This is a genomic window from Streptomyces sp. NPDC055506 (genome assembly GCF_053643595.1).
This window is the reverse complement of record NZ_JBSHKH010000001.1, coordinates 40,915-59,722: the sequence shown is the minus strand read 5'-3', so window position 1 is coordinate 59,722 and position 18,808 is coordinate 40,915. Positions and strand designations below refer to the sequence as shown.

Genomic DNA, 18,808 nt, shown 5'->3' with positions numbered 1-18,808 from the left:
AGCCGCCTCACAGACGCGCTGCTCAGTCGGACTCTGCGGAGGCCGCTGCCTTCTTCTTCGGGGCGGCGGCCTTCTTCGTGCGGGTGGCGGGGGCGGGGCGCCAGGCGCGCAATGTGTCGTCGGTCAGGCCGAGCTCGCCCTGCTTCTGCTGCCGGAAGGCGAGAACTTCGGCGGCGGGGGAGGCGCCGAACTCGGCGTCGTACTCGCCGTACCACTGGTCCAGCCAGGGCTGAAGCTCAAGCAGCCCGGCCAGGAACGGCACGATCTCCTCGCTGCCGAGACCGGCGGTCTGGACGTACGAGGCGAGTGCGAGCGCCTGCTCCAGGTGGTCCCAGCCGGCCCACCCGTACAGCTCGGGCGACTGCGCGTTCACCGTGCCGTACGAGACGAACCGCTCCTTGGGTACGTCGAGCTTGCCGCGTGCGCGCCAGTAACTGGGCTTGAGGAAATCGGCCGACGTGTACTTCGGCGGAACGGGCGTCCGCTCCCGGATCTTCCGCTTGGCGGGCTCGTCCGGCGCGGCGTCCTCCTCGCGCTGGAGATCCCAGACGTGCTCCCAGTCGGCCCGCTTCGTGAGCGCGGCGGGCTTGTACCGGAGGGCCGATACGAAGGGGACGTGCTCCTCGGAGAGCAGGCCGCGGATGGTCTTGGCCAGGTCCTGGCGGGGTGCGTAGAGGTCGGCGACAGAGGTGAAGTCCTCGTCGGCGGAGAGGGCTTCGGTGAGGCGGGCGAGGGTGGCGACGGTGGGGTTGCCGTTCGCGTCGAACCAGTAGGAGCGGTCCTCGATCCGGTCCAGCAACCAGGACTTCAGCGCCTTCTGGCGCATCGAGTCCCAGCCCTCTGTGGCCCAGCGGCGCTTGTACTCAGGGCGCTCGATCATGCCGATGGCGCGGTTCGACTCGATGACGTCGATGCGCTGCTGGACAAGGGTGCGGTACTCGGAGGGCCAGTGAACGGGGACCTCGGTGACGGGGGTGTGTCCATGATGGGTGAACCACTTAGTGGCTACTTCACCAGATTCGATCTGCCGCGCCAGTACGATCTCGAATGCACGCTCCCCCGGGTTAATTTCGGGGATGTCCCCGGAGTGGATCAGGCTGGCGTCGTGCAGGTTGTAGATCGAGTAGACCTGCCAGTCCAGCTCCTCCTGCAGGGTCACCATTTTATTGCGGGTGCGGCTCCAGGCGGCATGAGATTCACGCAGGATGGGAGCAGTCGGAACCTGGTTCTCGGTGACAGCGGCGGGTGAGACAGCGTTTAGGCTTTGCGCCAAGGCGTCAATCTTGGTTGCGAGTTCGGTTGGGTAGATTGAGGGAATAGGGAATTCCTCAAGCTTGGTGCCAGTGAACTCGTAGTTCCACGACCAGGGCTGGTCGGGCATGCCACTTGCTGCCGTGGCGTTCCCCTTGCTGTGGCTTACTTGCTTGAGCCAGAAGCAGGCTGTTGAACTGTTGAGCAGCCCAAGAAGTCGTACGTGGTCCTCCTCCGTCGCGTCCTTATGGAGCTTCACTTCAGGTGCATGCCTATTGAAGACTTTCCCGCCGCGGTCGAGCACAAAATGGTTGTGGGTTGCAACAAGAGGGGAAGTGATGGACCAGGGGTGACAGCCAGGACTGGCTGTCACTTGGTGCCACTGATACCAAGTGCGTCCTTCTGTGAAATAGGTTTTACCAGAGAATGTGGCGCGGTTCCCGAGTGCCGTTCTGGCCGGCCACATCCATTTGTACTCGCCGGTTCCTTCAGTGAGAGCAAGAAGGGTGAATTTCTCGCCAGTCTTCAAATAGGGGAAGAAGGAGAAAGTTTCCTCGGTATGCGACCAGTCGCGAACCTGATCGCCTGTCACGAACGCACGGCCGAAGTCCTCTGTTCCTCCGCGCCTGATCCACGAGGCGCGCGTCGTCAGCATGACGCCGTCGGCGTTCGTCTGTCCGGTGTATCCCATTCGGGTAGCGGTGTGCTTGAGGATTCCGCCGCTGGCGGCAGTCAGATTCTCTAGCATCTCAAGTCCGCCAGCAGCCAGGACCCATGGCTGCTTACCGAAGTACCGACTGCGTTCCAGGTCGTCGGTGGAAACCCATCGTCCTGCGCTGCCCGGCTGATCGATCTGCGTCACGATTTCCTGCCAAACCAGTCCGAGCTCCGCGTGCTCGGGGGCCGAAGGTTCTCCCTGAACACTCCGCACGGTCCGAATTGTCGTCTGTCGCTGAGAACCCTCCATCGGTCGTCCGACAAGGATCACCGTCGGAGTCCCGTGCCCGGGAATGTAAGCCCCCGAAGTGTCGATAACCTCGGTTAGCTCAACCTTGTGGGCAAAGTAGTCCTCGATCAGCTTCGTCCCGAACTCCCGCTTCATAAAAGAGTTTGCGGTGATCTGACCGACCATGCCGTAACCGCGCCTGTCGCGCCCGCCCTGCTTGGCCAGCTCGAAGAACCGCTGAGCAAAGGGGACAGACAGCGCGTATGTTCCCGCGCAAGCGTCGTACAACTCCCGGTACAGCTCATTAAGCTTCTTGTCATTGACCGTGATGTACGGCGGATTCCCCACCACCACGTGGTACCGCCCCTGCTGCAGAATCCCCGGGTACTCGTGCACGTCCTCCGTCGCATACGAGAACTCCGCCAGCGGGTCGCCAGCCGGCCCCTCCTGCCCAAGTCCCAGCTGAAGCTCCAGCTGCCGGTCCTTGATCAGCGAGTCACCGACCGCCAGCTGGATCGGCCACTCATACTCCCGCGCGGCCCTAAATGTCCGCAGCCCACTCGCCGCCATCGCTGCCACGAGCAGCCGGAACCGCGCCACCGCCACCGCGAACGGGTTCAGGTCCACCCCATGCACCGACTCCAACGCCGCCCGCACCCGCTCGTACGAACCGACCTCCGGTCGCTCCTCGGCCCACATTCGCACCAGTCGCCGGAATGCCCCCAGCACAAAGTGCCCCGACCCGCACGTCGGGTCGATCATCTTCAGCTCTTCGAAGCCGAACTCCCGCACCGCAGGCGTCATCGTCCGGTCGAGGATGAACTCCTCGACGAATTCCGGAGTTTGGAGCAGCGCGTACGTCTTCCGCGCCGCCTCACTCAGGTCCTGGTACAGGTCGCCCAGGAACCGGGTGTCCCAGCCCTCCGTGCCGTCCTCGCTCAGTGGGTCCGTGAAGTCGTGGGCCAGCACCGACGTGCTGCCGGAGCCGTCCTCCGCCTCCACCGACTTCTGCTCCCGCCAGAACGCCAGCAGCGCTCCGGCCCCGTAATGCGACAGCGGAATTTGGTACAGCGGATTGTGGTCCCGGTCGAACAACAGCCGCCCCGCCTGCCCCGAACCCAACTCCGCGAACGCCGTCTCCAGCCACCCGCGGTACGTCGGGTCGGTGTCCTTCGCCGCGTACTCCTCGTACCGAGCCTGGGCGACCTCGCGCCCCGCCACGTCCGGCGCCGTGATGTACGGCTCCGCGATCAGCCGGTTGTCCTCGCTGAACCGGACGAAGACCGTGCCGAGCACCCACGCCACCGCGACCTGCGTGACCCGCTCCCCAAGCCAGCTGTTCCAGGTCGCCGCCGTGCGCCCCAGCTTCTTCGCCTGGTCGTACTCGCCGCGCAGCCGTGCCCCGACCTCGGGAACGGCCTTGACCTGCGCATCCAGGTCGGTCTCTGCCGCTTTGACCTGCTTCTGCAGGTCGCTGAGGAGGCTCTTGCGGTCGATCACGGACTGCTCCTGAAGTGGTGACTAAAAGGCGAGACGAGAAGGGGGAGAGAGGACAGAAGAGGCGACAACCAGCCGCACGTCAGGCGACGCCCGGCGCCAGATGTTTCCGCGCCACCCACGCGTCCGGCACGACGATCCACTCGTCGAACCCGGCCTGGTACGGAACACTCTGCCCGGCCAGCCTCGGCGCGCGGGCCGGGTCGGACTGGGCGACGAGCAGCCACAGCGGGCTGCCGCCCTGCCGGGACTCCTCCGCGAGGCGGCCCAGGAGGTCGAACGCGTCGTAGCGGGCGAGTGCCGCCGTGTCGGTGAGCAGTAGCGGACCGCCAGCCTGGGCCAGACGCTCGCGGAGCAGCGGCTCGACGCGTCCCCACGCCCTGTCCGTACGGACCCGCAACTGCTGGTGAGACCGCGTGCCCGCCTCGGCGGCGTCCGCCTTGAGGACGGTCTCCCAGGTCGGCTTGGCCGCCTCGGCGATCACACCGCGCAGCTCGGCGAGGAACAGCCCGGTCAGCGAGACGACCGCGGCCCCGTACGGCTGGCCGGCCAGCCGTCGTACCGCCGTCTCCGCACCCAGGTGCGGCACGGTCAGGACCCGGAAACCGTCCTGCCCCGCCGAGTGCACGAGCCGCTGCTCGGCCTTCACTGCCGCCGCGACCGCCGCGTCCGCGTCGTACTGCGTCGGCGCGGACCGCCGCGCCGCCGAGCCCGCGACACCCCAGCTCGCGGACGTCAGTCCGCTGGTGAACTCCCCGGCGGGTCGGTCCGGGACGAGCCGGAGGGTCTTGTCGTAGCGGGTCGCCAGCTTCAGCTCGAAGCCGGCCTGCTTCAGCAACCGCACCAGCGCGCTGCCGACCGGCAGTTCGCGCGGGACGAGGGGATCGTCGCCCAGGTCGGGGAAGCGGGTCGCGACCCGCTTGTGCAGAGCGTCGACGGTGAGCCCCGGCTGGCGCTCCTCCTCGACACCCGGCTGCACGGCTACCACACCGGCCTGGGTGATCCGCAGTGCGCGTACGAGGTCCAGATCGCGTGGATAGATCTCCAGGCGGGGCGTGAGCGCGGCCCCCGGGGAAGCCGCGACCGCGATCTCGGCCGTCCGCCGCTCGTCCCAGCCGAGCGCCCCCGGCGGCTGCCGGATCGCGGCCAGCTTGGTGAGGACCGTGCTCGCCGTCGGCAGGGACTCCAGGCTCGCCAGCTCGTCCGCCTGCGCGCCCAGCTTGAGCGCGTACTCCCGGAGAGCCGGCAGGGTCGGGGTGTCCGCCCCGTCGTCACTGTCCTCTCCGTCGCGGACGTCGATGACGATCAGTCCGAGCACCGGGTCGGCGCCCTTGGGCAGCCGGGCGTGGAAGTAGCGGAAACGCGGTGGCGTCTCCTCGTACTGCTCCCGGAACTGCTCCCGCTCCACCACCGCACGCAGCAGCGACAGCGCCAGCGCACGCCGGTCCCGACGCTTCGCCACCTTGCTGCCGCGCTGGGCCAGCAGTGCGTCGGCGAGTTCGAGCACCGGCACGACCCGGCCGCGCTCGGCGACCAGCTCGATCACCTGCTCGCTCAGCAGCTTCAGCGCGAGATCGTTGTACCAGCGCTCGCGCGCTTTCTTCACGATCTGCGGGATGCGGCCCACGGTGAGGCCGAGGGCCTTGGCGACGTCCGCCTGCCGGACCCAGGGCAGCCCCGCGGGCAGGTCACCGTTCTCGTCGGGAAGCCGGAGCAGCAGCCGGACAGCCTCACGCTCCTTCGCGTTGGAACGGGCGTTGCCGCCCGATGGACGCGGCACCAGGCGGGAGGCGAGTGCGTCCAGACTCAGTGCGCGCAGCACCTCCAGGCCGGTGTCGCCGCCGTCCGCCGCGACCGATTCGGCGGCCGCCCGCTCCAGCTCGGTGGCCTCCTCGCGGGCGGCCTTGAGCGCCTCCTTGCTCATCGGCGCCGGTGTTTTGCCGAGTCGCAAGTTCCACTGCTTCTGCCGGTTCTGGATCTCCGTGCGGGTCCGAGCGCCCATGCCCGGCGCGGTCAGGAACTTCCGCACCGAGTAGTCGAGGACGTCCCCCACGGTGTTCAGGCCCAGGTCGAACAGCTGGGACTGCGCCGCGAGCGTCAAGCCCGCCACCGACAGCGGTGTGGAACGGTCGGCCCGCTCCGCCTGCTCGTCGCGGATCTCCTCGGCCGAGGTCTCGTCGTCGCTTTGGCCGATCCGCGGCGCGGCGCTTTCTACCGCCACCGCCTTGTTGCCGTGCCCGGAGCTCGGAGCGGTCGTCCGCTGGGCGTCCAGGAAGATCGCGTTCCAGGCGCGCTCCATCGGCTTCAGGTCCGGGAAGCGGTCCTTCACGTCCCGGGCCAGGGCCTTGCGGAAGAAGGCCACCAGGCCGTCCCGTACGGGGTCGTCGAAGGCGTCGGAGGCCAACTGCGGGTACGGCCACTCCTTCGGATCGGTCTGCCGGGGCGTGACCGAGCCGTCGCCCCATCGGGGCAGCTCGCGGGACGCCATCTCGTGCAGCGTGACGGCCAGCGCGTACCGCTCGGCGTGGCCGTCGTACGAACCGCGCGTGATGATTCCGACGAAGGGGTCGAGATAGCCCTCGGTACCCGCCTCGATCTCCTTCGCGGGGTATCCGGCCAGCGAAAAGTCGATCATCACGAGCTGCCGGGTGCCGTTGGGACGGATCCGGATCGCGATGTTGTCCGGCTTCAGGTCCCTGTGCCAGATGCCCTCCGCCTCCAGGTGCTCCACCGCGCCGAACAGGTATTTTCCGTACGTCTCCAGCTGGTCCATACGGAGGCGGCCGTAGTCCCGCAGCTGACGGGCGACGGTGTCCTCACGTCTGCGTGCGGCCTTGCCCGTGCCCCCCTCCGTGTCCAGTGCGCGGCTGTCGCCCACGTACTCCAGGGCGAGCACCCTGCGGCCCGCGAGGGTCAGCGGCTCCCGCTCGTACAGCGCGATGATGCTGGAATCCCGGTGGATCCGGCCCAGGACATCGGCCTCCCGGTCGAGCACCACGTGCTTCGCCTCGCTGAGCGCGACCTTGAGCACCGCCACCGGCATGCTGCCGCTGCGACGGGGCTCGCCGGCCAGGTCACGGACCAGGAACGCCCGCGACGTCGAGCCCGTGCCGAGACGGCGCACGATCTCCCAGCGCCCGGCGAACACATCACCGGCCACCGCTTCCAGCGGGTCCTTCTCCGGCTCGGTCTGTTCTCCACCGGCCTCCGAGGCCGGGGAGGCGCCGACAGCCGACTCTCCACCCGCGGCGTCCTTCTCGGCGAACGCCTCCTCGACGAATTCCAGCATCTCCAGGAAGTCGTCGACCGTGGAAAGACGGCGGCTCGGCTCGTACGCGGTGGACGCCTCCACCAGGTCGTCGATGTCGGGATTGAGGCCGTCCACCAGCGCGCTCGGGGCGAGCGTCTCACCCGCCTCCAGACGGGACAGGACCTCACTCTGGGTCGCACCCGGCGCCTGGCCGGTGACCAGGAGATACGTGAGAACGCCGAGCCCGTACACATCGAGCCGGACCGGGTCTGCCTTCGGGATCCGCAGCTCGGGCGCCAGATACGGGTCGGCCTGCTGGGAGACGTGCAGACCGGACACATGGGAGGTGGCCAGCGTCAGCGGCTTGCCCTGACTGGCGCTCTGCCCGGAGGCGATCTGCCAGTCCGCGATCTGCAGCCGAGGGCTCAGCCAGCGCTGCTCCTCGCCCAGTTCGCGCCCGCGCGGACCGCGGTTGCGCGGGATCACGTGCACCGCGTGCGCCGACAGCGTGCGGTGATGGAGCCGGTTGGAGTGCGCGGAACGGAGCGTCTCGGCGAGCTGGCGGACCAGCGCGAGACGGCCGGGCAGGCCGAGGAGCTCTCCGTGCTCCACCAGGTAGTCGTCGAGCCTGAGGGTCTCCGGGTGGTAGTCGAAGAGAATCGTCGGACCTGCGGGATGTCCCGACGGCAGGTAGCTCTTCAGCTGGACGGCGCCCGGGTGCCGGAACCGGCTGAGCACCGCGGCCTCACGCGCGGCGGCCTTCTCCACCGAGGCGCGCTCAGTGTCCGAAGCACCCCGCTCGCTGAGGAAGACCCGCACCCGCGCCAGATCGTGGAGCTGGGTGTGACGCCCCAGGTAGTCGGCCCAGGTCGGACCGGAGTCGAACGACTTCGTCTCCAGGAGGTACGACCCCACCTCGTGCTGACGGCGGACGGACGCGATGCCGAGCTGCTTGAGGGCCGCGTCGACCTGGCGCGAGACCCCGGCGGTCACCTGCCCCCGGGCCCCCTCCGGCGGAACGGCGAGCATCTCCACCAGCTGCCTGATCTTGAAGACGCCATTCAGGTCGGCGCCCGTCAGATTCACGCGGAACCTGTCGTCGGTGAAACAGACCGCCTCACCCACCCAGATCCTCGGCCGCCCGGGGCCACGCCCCACGACGTTCCCGATCAGGCCCGCCAGCTCCTTGGCCTTCTGATTGGTCAGATGCAGCGGATTGCCGTGCCGACGCTGGGTACCGCCGGGTGTCGTCTGCACCCAACTGTTGCCGCCGCCACTCACCGACCCGTGCCAGTCCTTCAGCTCGACCAGGAACACTCCGGCCGGCGCGGTGACCATGAGATCGATCTCGCGGACGTGCCCGCTGTTCGCCGTGAAGGTGAAGTTCGACCAGGCACGCCAGGGCTCCTCGTTCGGCAGGAGCCTCCGGATGGCCTCAAGACCGCGGCGCTCGTGCTCGAACTCGGACTCGGTGACCGTCGTCCACCGGCCGTCCTCCATGTCGCTCCCGCCCCGTGTCAGCTCATGTCCGTGCGTGCCGGTCGCATTCTTGCTGGTGCGGCCTAGGCAGCCCGGCTGAATTCCCGGAAGAAATCCTAGACGGTGACACCGACACCGAGCGGTCCAGAAGTGACAGCGGCCACACCACGGCAGGCCGGGGAGCGGACGGCGTGGGCGAGTGACCGGAACGCGCGCCCTGTGGTTCGTCCGAAGATGTACTGGTCGGAACGCGCCACTCTCCCATACATATGAAGGATTGTGCGGGGGGATCAGGGGGTTCAGTGCTACTTGTCATGGGATTGCTTGGCATAGGCGGATGTGTGCTGGTGTCCCGTTGCGGTGGACCGACGCAGTACCACCGGCCGTGCCGCCGCAGGCGCAAAGGGCTGTTCGCCCGTTGCCAGGATCACGGCTTCACCCTTGTCACAGTCACCGACCTTGCGGGACTCGCGCTGTTCGGTCTGGCCTTCGGAGTGTGGACGCTCTTCGGGGCAGCCGGCTGATGCGGCGCAGCCGCAGCCAGGGCGGGTGGGCCGCGATTCCCTGGTGGGTGTGGGGGCTCGGAAGCATGGCAGGGCTCGTCGTGCTGTGGCAGGTGGCCCAGCAGTGGCCGGTGCGGACCGGGTTCGGGCTGGCTTCCGCAGCTGCCGGGCTGACGCTGAAGCCGGGGGGATCGGCCGTAATGGCGTGGGCTGGCCGCTCGGCGCTTGCCGCAGGGCCCGTGCGCTATTCGCTGGCACATCTCGATTCCCTGGACCCCACGGCGTTCGAACTGGCGATCTGCTCCCTGCTGCGCAGGGACGGGCTGGCCGCGCAGCATGTCGGCCGAGCAGGGGACAAGGGAGCCGACGTACTGGTCGTCGACGGGTCCCGACGGCGGGTGGTCGTGCAGTGCAAGCGGCTGCGACCGGACCGAAGGGTCGGAGACCAGGACGTAAGCGGGTCAACGGAACCTACCGCCACGACCACGGTGCCGAATTCGCTGTGATCGTCACCACCGGAGGGTTCACGACGGCCGCGAGAGCCAGTGGCCCGCGCTACGGGATCCACCTGGTCGACCGGGACGCGCTGGAGCGGAGCTCGTCCAGCGATTCCGGCAGACGACGCCGGAACTTCTCCCGGTAGGGCGCGAGGTCGTAGGCGACACCTCGCTGCCCGAGAGGGCTGACCAACTCCGTTTTAGGAGAAGTCACTGGGGTGAAGCGGTTCCCGGTGACGATGCCTGCGACAACGGCGCGATCAACGCAGGGGCTCGGCGGCCGGTGCGAGGCCACCCGGGCGAGCTCGTCCACACGAAGGCTGCCGGCTTTGGACTTCTCCGTCAGGTCGAGCACCAGCAGTTGTCCGAACGGGACGTTGGTGTTGCTGTGCTCGGCGGCCTGCGCCAGGTATGTCCCTTCTCTTCCCTCCAGCCGAGCCCACGAAGGCGGTTCGCGCTCTGCGTTCGAGCGCAGCCTGCTCGACGGCAGTCCGATCTCACAACAGTGTCGCTCACGCGACGAAGTCGCCCGCTCCCTTGGATTCCCTGATGTGCACGAGGGTCGCTCCGACGAGGCAGGCAGCGGCCCCCACGGACAGGAACGCCCGGCTGGAGCGCCAAGACAGAACGGACCACGTCGACTGAGCTGAGAGCACCGATCCCGTGCTCAGCCACGATCCGGCCGAGAGCAGAGACAGTGATGATCCGATCGAGCCGACGGACAGAGAACTTCCGATCGACCCGATTGAAAGAGCGGAACCGACGGAGCCGATGGACAGCACGGATCCCACTGAACCGATGGACAGGATGGAGTCTTTCGACCACAGAGACAGTACGGATCCCAGCGACGTCGGCTGGGACTCGGCGGAGGTTCTTCTTCTCATGTACCCATCCTGACCGTCCGCCGCTGCGTGCGCGCCGTCATCGGCCGGCACACGCGCTGCCGGCCGGCAGCCTCGGCAGCTCCGACCCTCGGCAGGCCACACTCACCTCGTCACATCCGGCGAGCGCCTTCGAACACCGCCTCAGGCGAACCGCCGGGAGTCGGCATCGCCCTCCGAACCTCGTCCAGCCCCGGACCCCATGCCCGCTGGGGCCGGTGGACGCCGAGATCCGGTCCGGCGTAGGGCTCACAGAGGTCACGTCCGGTCTTTGTCCTGCGCGTGGAAAAAGTAGTGCCTTAACCATGCGTAAGTACTTCCCAGTCTGGAAAATCGTTGTTACGTTCCTCCCTGAGAGGTGGGATCGTGAGACGGATGACTGCTCGACCTGAGAACGCGCATCAGGCGCGGCTGCTTCGTCTGCTGCGTGACAACGGATCCAACTCTCGTGCCCAGATGGGTGATCTGGTGGACCTGTCCCGTTCGAAGCTGGCAGTCGAAGTGGACCGGCTGCTGGAGACGGGGCTGGTTGTCGCGGACGGGCTGGCTCCGTCCCGGGGCGGCCGGCGGTCGCACAACATCCGGCTCGCGCCGACCCTGCGTTTCCTCGGTGTCGACATCGGTGCCACGTCGGTCGATGTCGCCGTGACCAATGCGGAGCTGGAGGTCCTGGGTCAGCTGAATCAACCGATGGATGTCCGGGAAGGGCCGGTGGCGGTCTTCGAGCAGGTGTTGTCGATGGCCGCGAAGCTGAAGGCCTCCGGTGTCGCGGAGGGTTTCGACGGCGCCGGTATCGGCGTCCCGGGACCGGTCCGCTTCCCCGAGGGCGTACCGGTCGCACCGCCGATCATGCCCGGCTGGGACGGCTTTCCCGTACGGGAGGCGCTCAGCCAGGAGCTCGGCTGCCCGGTCATGGTCGACAACGACGTGAACCTGATGGCGATGGGAGAGCAGCACGCGGGCGTCGCTCGTTCCGTGGGCGACTTCCTGTGCGTCAAGATCGGCACCGGCATCGGCTGCGGCATCGTCGTCGGCGGTGAGGTCTACCGGGGGACGACCGGCAGTGCCGGCGACATCGGTCATATTCAGGTGGAACCGGGAGGTCGCGCGTGTATGTGCGGCAACCGGGGCTGTCTGGAAGCTCACTTCAGCGGTGCCGCGCTGGCCGGTGACGCGGAGCAGGCCGCACGTGAGGGCCGGTCGGTGCAGCTCGCTGCCCGGCTGGACACGGCCGGGCGTCTGACGGCCGAGGATGTGTCGGCTGCCGCGGCGGCAGGGGACGCGGTGGCTCTGGAGCTGATCCGGGAGGGCGGGAAGCGTCTGGGGCAGGTCATCGCCGGTCTTGTCAGTTTCTTCAATCCTGGGCTGGTGGTGATCGGCGGCGGTGTGACCGGGCTCGGGCACACGTTGCTGGCCAGCGTCCGGACCCAGGTGTACCGGCAGTCGTTGCCGCTGGCCACGGGCAATCTGCCGATCGTGCTGGGCGAGTTGGGACCGGCCGCCGGAGCCATCGGCGCGGCCCGGCTCATCAGCGACCACGTCTTCTCACCGGCCTGATCGCTGCCGCCTCTTCGGCGACGGGCCACCACTCGGGCCACTGCAACTCTGCGGCGCCATACAACCAAGCGCCACTACAACCAAACGTCCGTGCAACCAGGCGTCACTGCAACCGCATTGGCGATGCTGCACCCATTACGCCTCGGCAACCCCATGGCGCCCCCGCGATACCCGTAGAGCCATCGCACCACCCACATCACCGCCGTAACACATGAAGTGTCGGCGGCTGCCACCACCGCATGGTTGCCAGGCCATCAGGCCTGCCCTGCTCTTCTCAGCCCCTACGCCCCAGCGCACACGACGCCAGGGGCTCCAGAGTCGTCTCCCCGAACCACCCAGCCCTGCCCGCTCACGGCCCGCATCCGCCGAGGGGATTCCCAATGGCACCACAACCACCCCTGCTCGCCATGTCCGGTATCACCAAGTCGTTCCCGGGCGTTCGCGCCCTGGACGGCGTGGATCTCGAGGTCCAGGCCGGCGAGGTCCATTGCCTGCTCGGCCAGAACGGGGCAGGCAAGTCCACTCTGATCAAAGTGCTCGCCGGAGCCCACCAGCCGGACAGCGGCGAGATCACCTGGCGCGGTGAGCGCGTGACCCTGGGGTCGCCGGTCGCTGCCATGCGTCTCGGCATCGCCACCATCTACCAGGAACTCGACCTGATCGAGGGGCTGTCCGTCGCGGAGAACGTCTTCCTCGGGCACGAACCCACCTCCGCAGGATTCGTCGTGCGCGGCTCTGCCGCCCGTACGGCGACCGCGGAACTGCTGAAACGTCTGGGACACTCGGAGATCGATCCGACGACGCTCGTCGGCGACCTGTCCGCGGCGCAGCAGCAGATCGTCTCGATGGCCCGCGCGCTGTCCCACGAGGTTCGTTTGATCGTGATGGACGAGCCGTCGGCGGCGCTCGACCCCGAAGAGGTGGACAACCTCTTCAGGATCGTGGGCGATCTGACGGCGGAGGGTGTCGCCGTCATCTACATCTCCCACCGTCTTGAGGAGATCCGGCGCATCGGCGACCGGGTCACGGTCCTGAAGGAGGGCCGGTCGGTCGCGGGCGGTCTGCCCGCCGAGTCGACGCCGACCGATGAGGTCGTGGCCCTGATGACCGGGCGGAATGTGGAGTACGTCTTCCCCGAGCGCCCCAAGGCCGGGTTCGCCGCGGGGAGAGAACCAGTGCTGAAGGTCGAAGCGCTGACCAGGCGAGGGGAGTTCGCGCCCGTCGATCTGGAGCTGCGGCCCGGTGAGATCGTCGGTCTGGCCGGGCTCGTCGGGTCCGGGCGCAGCGAGATCCTGGAGACGATCTACGGGGCTCGCAAGCCCGACGGCGGCCGAGTCCTCGTCGACGGCACACCCCTGCGCCCTGGAAGTGTCCGCGCCGCCGTCCGCGCCGGCATCGGCCTCGCGCCCGAGGAACGCAAGGCTCAGGGCCTGCTGATGCTGGAGTCCGTCAGCAGCAACGTCTCGATCTCCACCCTGTCCCGGTTCGCCCGCGCGGGCTGGCTCGACCGGCGCGCCGAGCGAGCAGCGACGCACCAGGCGGTTCGGGAACTGTCCCTCCGGCCGGACAATCCCGATGCCGCGATCAGGACCCTGTCCGGCGGCAACCAGCAGAAGGCGGTGCTCGCACGGTGGCTGTTGCGAGGCTGCAAGGTGCTGCTGCTGGACGAGCCGACCAGAGGTGTCGACATCGGCGCCCGGGCGGAGCTTTACGCAGTGATTCGCCGGCTGGCCGACGAGGGCCTGGCCGTACTTCTCGTGTCCAGTGAGGTGCCCGAAGTCCTGGGTCTCGCCGACCGGGTGCTGGTGCTCCGTGAAGGCAGTGTCGTGCACACGGCGGACGCCCGGGAGCTCGACGAGCACCGAGTACTTGATCTTGTGATGGAAGGGAGCCTGACGCCATGACGCAGCCGGCCACTGCGGCGCAGAAGGAAGCGCCGACGTCCGCCGCCAAGTCCGCGGGGGACCAGCAGAGTTCGCGCCGATCCGGACTGCGGTGGGATGTGCGCACTCTGTCCCTGCTCGGAGTGCTCGCCGTCCTCGTCGTGGTCGGAGGGATCACCGCGCCGGACCAGTTCCTGGCGACGAGCAATCTACAGCTCGTCCTCACTCAGGCGTCCGTGATCGGCGTCGTCACCGTCGGCATGACGTTTGTCATCACCAGCGGCGGGATCGACCTGTCGGTCGGCGCGATGGTGGCCCTCGCCTCGGTGTGGGCGACGACCGTGGCCACACAGGAGTTCGGCTTCGCGGGCATCCTCTTCACCGCCGTGATCGTCGGTGTGGGCTGCGGGCTCGTCAACGGTCTGCTGATCGCCTACGGCAGGATGGTGCCGTTCATCGCGACGCTGGCCATGCTCGCCTCCGCCCGCGGTCTGGCGTTGCAGATCACGGACGGCAGCACCCAGGTCGTGACCGTCCCATCGGTGCTCGATCTCGGTGCAAGGGATGCCTACATCCTCGGCATCCCGCCCCTCGTCCTGATCTTCGCCGCTGTCACGGTCATCGGCTGGCTGCTGCTCAACCGCACCACCTTCGGCCGTCGCACCGTCGCGGTCGGCGGCAACGCGGAAGCGGCACGCCTCGCCGGCATCGACGTCCGCCGCCAGCGTCTGTACCTGTACCTGCTGTCCGGACTGTGCTGCGGTATCGCCGCGTTCATGCTGATCGTGCTCGCCGGCTCGGGGCAGAACACCAACGGCAACCTCTACGAACTGGACGCCATCGCCGCGGCGATCATCGGCGGCACCCTGCTCAGCGGCGGCCGCGGCACCATCATCGGCTCCGTCCTCGGTGTCCTGGTCTTCACCACGATCACCAACATCTTCGCCCTGAACAACCTCGAGACCGCTGTCCAGCAGATCGCGAAGGGCGCCATCATCGTCGCCGCCGTCCTGGTCCAGCGCCGCTCGATGCGCGGCGGCGATGCCTGACGCCGTGCAGCGCCGCCGTACGGCGGCCCCTGACACCGCCGTACGGCACCCCCACATCCTCCATCTGACGCACACCGCCCAGCCGAAGGGTCCATCCGCCATGGCACGAACCCCCGCCACCAGCCGCAGATCACTCCTGTTCGGCACCGCAGCCGTCTCCGCCGGCGCGCTGCTGACGGCCTGCACCAGCAATGAGCCCACGAACCAGGAAAAGGCCGCGGACAACGCCGCCCCGGTCGCGGACGACAAGCCGGGCAAGCCCGTCACCATCGGCTTCGCCGGCCCCCAGGCCGACCACGGCTGGCTCAACGCCATCAACGACAACGCCAAGTCGCGTGCGAAGAAATACTCCGACGTCACGCTGGAGATCACCGAGGGGTCCAACGACACCGCCCAGCAGATCGGCCAGATCCAGACGCTGATCAACAAGAAGGTCGACGTCCTGGTGGTCCTGCCGGCCGACGGCAAGGCGCTCACCCAGGTCGGCCTGCAGGCCATGAGGGCGGGTATCCCCGTCGTCAACCTGGACCGTGTGTTCGCCTCCCCGCAGGCGTACCGCTGCTGGATCGGCGGCGACAACTACGGCATGGGCCTCAACGCCGGCCACTACATCGGCGAACAGCTCAAGGGCAAGAAGAACGCCAAGGTCGTCGAACTGGCCGGCCTCGACAACCTCGAGCTGACCCAGCAGCGCACCAAGGGCTTCAACGACGCCTTGAAGAACTACCCGAACATCAAGAAGGTGGCTCGCCAGGCGGCCGACTTCACGGTCGAGTCCGGCCAGGCCAAGATGGCGCAACTGCTGCAGGCCCAGTCGAGCTTCGACGCGCTGTGGAACCACGACGACGACCAGGGCGTGGGCGCGCTGCGCGCCATCGACCAGGCCGGTCGTGACGACTTCCTGATGGTCGGGGGCGCGGGTGCCAAGTCCGCGATGGACGCCATCAAGGCCGGCAACAGCGTGCTCAAGGCGACCGTCCTGTACCCGCCGACGATGGCCGCCTCCGCCATCGATCTCGCCCGGGCGCTGGGCCAGGGCAAGGGCGTCGGTGGCCTCGCAGAGTTCGAGATCCCGTCTTCGCTGACCCTCTACTCGGCCGTGGTCACCAAGGACAACGTCGACCAGTACCTGCCGACCGGCTTCATCTGACCGGTCCGGGCCGTGCGGTGACCCGTCGCCGCGTGCCCCGCGAACACAGCGATGAGTCAGTGACACTCCGACGAGGAGGAATCCGTATGGAACAGAGGGACAGTCGGACCGCACCGCCGACACTCGGCGTGGGCATGGTCGGCTACGCGTTCATGGGCGCCGCCCACTCACAAGGATGGCGCACCGTAGGGCACGTGTTCGACCTGCCGCTGCGGCCGGTCCTGGCCGCGATCGCCGGCCGCGACGCGCACGCCGTGCGGGCGGCTGCCGACAAGCACGGCTGGGCCGCGGCGGAGACCGACTGGCGCGCCCTCATAGCCCGCGACGACGTGCAACTCGTCGACATCTGCACACCGGGCGACAGTCATGCGGAGATCGCCATCGCGGCGCTGGAGGCGGGCAAGCACGTACTGTGCGAGAAGCCGCTGGCCAATTCGGTCGCCGAGGCGGAGGCCATGGCCACGGCCGCCGAAGCGGCCCGCTCGCGCGGCCAGTTGGCCATGGTGGGCTTCAACTACCGGCGCGTGCCCGCCCTCACCTACGCCCGCAGGCTCATCGCCGAGGGCAGGCTCGGCACCTTGCGCCACGTGCGCGTCAGCTACCTCCAGGACTGGCTGGTCGACCCCGACTTCCCGCTGACGTGGCGGCTGCAGCGGGAGCACGCGGGGTCGGGAGCGCTCGGCGACCTCGGCGCGCACATCGTCGACCTCGCCCAGTTCCTGGCGGGTGAGGTGCTGGTCGGGGTCTCCGCCCAGATGGAGACCTTCGTCAAGGAACGCCCCCGCCTCGACGGTGCCTCTTCCGGCCTGACCGCCTCCGGCGGCACCCGGCGCGGGCCGGTGACGGTCGACGACGCGGCCGTCTTCACCGGCCGGCTCGCCTCGGGGGCGCTCGCCACGTTCGAGGCGACGCGGATGGCGACGGGGCGCAAGAACGCCCTGAGGCTGGAGGTGAACGGCGAGTCCGGTTCGCTCGCGTTCGACCTGGAGCGGCTCAACGAGCTGTCCTTCCACGACCATCGGGAGCCCGCCGCCACGGCGGGGTTCCGCAGGATCGACGTCACCGAGGCCGAGCACCCGTACCTGGAGGGCTGGTGGCCACCGGGCCACGCGCTCGGCTACGAGCACACCTTCGCCCACCAGGCCCGCGACCTCGTCGAGGCCATCGCGTCCGGTACCGATCCGAGGCCGTCGTTCGCCGACGGTCTGCGGGTGCAGCGGGTGCTCGCCGCGGTGGAGGAGAGCGCGCAGAAGAACTCCGTCTACACCCCTGTCCAGGCCGTCGAGGCCGAAGTCCGGTAGAGATCCGGCAAGGAACCCCGCTCGGAGGCACCATGCCACGCCCGTTCACCCTGTTCACCGGTCAGTGGGCCGATCTGCCGTTGGAGGAGGTCTGCCGACGGGCCGCCGACTTCGGCTACGACGGTCTCGAACTCGCCTGCTGGGGCGACCACTTCGAGGTCGACAAGGCCCTGGCCGATCCGTCCTACCTGGCCGGTCGGCACGCCCTGCTGGAGAAGTACGGCCTGAAGTGCTGGGCGATCTCCAACCATCTCGTCGGCCAGGCCGTCTGTGACAACCCCATCGACGAACGGCACCAGGGCATCCTGCCCGCCCGGATCTGGGGTGACGGGGAGCCGGAGGGCGTGCGCCGACGGGCCGCGGCCGAGATCAAGAACACGGCGCGGGCCGCGGCCGCCTTCGGCGTCGACACCGTCGTCGGTTTCACCGGATCGTCGATCTGGCATCTGGTGGCGATGTTCCCGCCGGTACCGGAGCGGATGATCGAGCGTGGCTACGAGGACTTCGCGGAACGCTGGAACCCGATCCTGGACGTGTTCGACACCGAAGGCGTCCGCTTCGCCCACGAGGTCCATCCGAGCGAGATCGCCTACGACTACTGGACCACCAAACGCGCCTTGGAGGCCGTGGACAACCGCCCTGCCTTCGGGCTCAACTTCGACCCCAGCCACTTCGTCTGGCAGGACCTGGACCCGGTCGGCTTCCTCTACGACTTCCGGGACCGGATCTACCACGTCGACTGCAAGGAGGCCCGCAAGCGGCTGGACGGGCGCAACGGGCGGCTCGGCTCCCATCTGCCCTGGGGTGACCCGCGGCGCGGTTGGGACTTCGTCTCCGCCGGGCACGGCGACGTCCCCTGGGAGGACGTGTTCCGGATGCTCCGTTCGATCCGTTACGGCGGGCCGATCTCCGTGGAGTGGGAGGACGCCGGCATGGACCGCCTCGTCGGTGCGCCGCAGGCACTCGCCCATCTGAAGCGCTTCGACTTCGACCCGCCTTCGGCGTCCTTCGACGCCGCCTTCGGAGGCGGCGACAACTAGGCGCTCCGCTGTAAGGGTTCCTTGCACTGGGGCGCGACATGCCGTCGCTATTGAGCGGCGATCAGTGCCCGGCAGTGGAGAGCCGCCGGGCTGGTCCGCGCTGCCCGGAAACTGCTTTGTCCTGACCCGGGAAGAAGTCCGCCGTCTTCGTGCGCAAGGGGTTCCGGCCAAGGACGAACGGGGCTACGGTCCCTTCGTGCACAGGCACCACACAGTGGTTCGAGACTGACGGCGTGTTCAGGTCGCACGGCGCGCAGCTCGTTCGACCGGCCTACGGAGGAAGGCCCTCCACAGCGCAGGGCCAAGAACCCCTCAGGTAACCCGCATTCCTCACCGGCGGCCATTTGCCGCCCACTCGCACGCCGTAACCGCGCCAACCACGGGGCAGTTCTCCCGGGTCGCGGCCAAAGCCGCCCAAATGCCGGCGGTGGACGGGAGGCACTCGAGCCCCCGCCCACCGTCCTCCATCCACATCGGAACATCGACATGGCAGGGAGGCAGCCCGTGAACAACGACGGGAACGC

Annotated in this window: 11 protein-coding genes; 8 read left to right on the top strand and 3 right to left on the bottom strand. The window is 68.4% G+C overall.

All coding sequences use genetic code 11. The features are described from left to right. Positions 1-22: 22 nt before the first annotated feature. Together pglX and pglW are read right to left on the bottom strand one after the other, a co-directional pair. The gene (gene pglX, locus ACWIF2_RS00280; RefSeq protein ID WP_454357763.1) at positions 23-3,697 is read right to left on the bottom strand and encodes a BREX-2 system adenine-specific DNA-methyltransferase PglX; all 3,675 of its coding nucleotides are present in this window, start codon (positions 3,695-3,697) and stop codon (positions 23-25) included. 79 nt (positions 3,698-3,776) lie between these two features. After that, the gene (pglW, locus tag ACWIF2_RS00275; protein ID WP_454357762.1) at positions 3,777-8,444 is read right to left on the bottom strand and encodes a BREX system serine/threonine kinase PglW; all 4,668 of its coding nucleotides are present in this window, start codon (positions 8,442-8,444) and stop codon (positions 3,777-3,779) included. 568 nt (positions 8,445-9,012) lie between these two features. Between pglW and ACWIF2_RS00270 the strand changes: the two genes are divergently transcribed. Both ACWIF2_RS00270 and ACWIF2_RS00265 read left to right on the top strand, forming a co-directional pair. Further along, complete coding sequence (locus ACWIF2_RS00270; RefSeq protein WP_454357761.1) at positions 9,013-9,432, top strand: restriction endonuclease; 420 nt, start codon at positions 9,013-9,015, stop codon at positions 9,430-9,432. Continuing rightward, positions 9,336-9,569 (top strand): restriction endonuclease, encoded by a 234-nt coding sequence (locus tag ACWIF2_RS00265; RefSeq protein WP_454357760.1) that lies wholly within the window; start codon positions 9,336-9,338, stop codon positions 9,567-9,569. Before ACWIF2_RS00270 ends, ACWIF2_RS00265 begins: the two co-directional genes overlap by 97 nt. 366 nt (positions 9,570-9,935) lie before the next feature. On the opposite strand, the gene ACWIF2_RS00260 is transcribed toward ACWIF2_RS00265, so the two are convergent. Further along, positions 9,936-10,307, bottom strand: a complete 372-nt coding sequence (locus ACWIF2_RS00260) for a hypothetical protein (protein WP_454357849.1) — start codon at positions 10,305-10,307, stop codon at positions 9,936-9,938. A gap of 372 nt (positions 10,308-10,679) precedes the next feature. Here ACWIF2_RS00260 and ACWIF2_RS00255 point away from each other — a divergent pair, with 372 nt between their 5' ends. The 6 genes from ACWIF2_RS00255 to ACWIF2_RS00230 all read left to right on the top strand — a co-directional run bounded on the left by ACWIF2_RS00255 (position 10,680) and on the right by ACWIF2_RS00230 (position 18,284). Further along, entirely contained in the window at positions 10,680-11,861 is a 1,182-nt protein-coding gene (locus ACWIF2_RS00255; protein ID WP_454357759.1) for an ROK family transcriptional regulator, read from the top strand. 380 nt (positions 11,862-12,241) lie between these two features. Beyond that, a complete protein-coding gene (locus ACWIF2_RS00250) occupies positions 12,242-13,765 on the top strand; it encodes a sugar ABC transporter ATP-binding protein (RefSeq protein ID WP_454357758.1) in 1,524 nt (507 codons plus the stop codon). Next, positions 13,762-14,793: an ABC transporter permease gene (locus ACWIF2_RS00245; protein ID WP_454357757.1), complete on the top strand. Its 1,032-nt coding sequence runs from the start codon at positions 13,762-13,764 to the stop codon at positions 14,791-14,793. Before ACWIF2_RS00250 ends, ACWIF2_RS00245 begins: the two co-directional genes overlap by 4 nt. 100 nt (positions 14,794-14,893) lie before the next feature. Continuing rightward, positions 14,894-15,943: a substrate-binding domain-containing protein gene (locus ACWIF2_RS00240; RefSeq protein WP_454357848.1), complete on the top strand. Its 1,050-nt coding sequence runs from the start codon at positions 14,894-14,896 to the stop codon at positions 15,941-15,943. Positions 15,944-16,029: 86 nt separating this feature from the next. Continuing rightward, positions 16,030-17,244: a Gfo/Idh/MocA family protein gene (locus ACWIF2_RS00235; RefSeq protein WP_454357756.1), complete on the top strand. Its 1,215-nt coding sequence runs from the start codon at positions 16,030-16,032 to the stop codon at positions 17,242-17,244. Between the two features lie 32 nt (positions 17,245-17,276). Beyond that, entirely contained in the window at positions 17,277-18,284 is a 1,008-nt protein-coding gene (locus tag ACWIF2_RS00230; RefSeq protein WP_454357755.1) for a sugar phosphate isomerase/epimerase family protein, read from the top strand. The last annotated feature ends 524 nt before the right edge of the window (positions 18,285-18,808 follow it).

Bases quoted from the DNA above. Each gene is read 5' to 3' on its own strand.
- pglW (WP_454357762.1), bottom strand. From the start codon at position 8,444: ATGGAGGACGGCCGGTGGACGACGGTCACCGAGTCCGAGTTCGAGCAC.
- ACWIF2_RS00270 (WP_454357761.1), top strand. From the start codon at position 9,013: ATGGCAGGGCTCGTCGTGCTGTGGCAGGTGGCCCAGCAGTGGCCGGTG.
- ACWIF2_RS00260 (WP_454357849.1), bottom strand. From the start codon at position 10,307: ATGAGAAGAAGAACCTCCGCCGAGTCCCAGCCGACGTCGCTGGGATCC.
- ACWIF2_RS00255 (WP_454357759.1), top strand. From the start codon at position 10,680: ATGACTGCTCGACCTGAGAACGCGCATCAGGCGCGGCTGCTTCGTCTG.
- ACWIF2_RS00250 (WP_454357758.1), top strand. From the start codon at position 12,242: ATGGCACCACAACCACCCCTGCTCGCCATGTCCGGTATCACCAAGTCG.
- ACWIF2_RS00245 (WP_454357757.1), top strand. From the start codon at position 13,762: ATGACGCAGCCGGCCACTGCGGCGCAGAAGGAAGCGCCGACGTCCGCC.
- ACWIF2_RS00240 (WP_454357848.1), top strand. From the start codon at position 14,894: ATGGCACGAACCCCCGCCACCAGCCGCAGATCACTCCTGTTCGGCACC.
- ACWIF2_RS00235 (WP_454357756.1), top strand. From the start codon at position 16,030: ATGGAACAGAGGGACAGTCGGACCGCACCGCCGACACTCGGCGTGGGC.
- ACWIF2_RS00230 (WP_454357755.1), top strand. From the start codon at position 17,277: ATGCCACGCCCGTTCACCCTGTTCACCGGTCAGTGGGCCGATCTGCCG.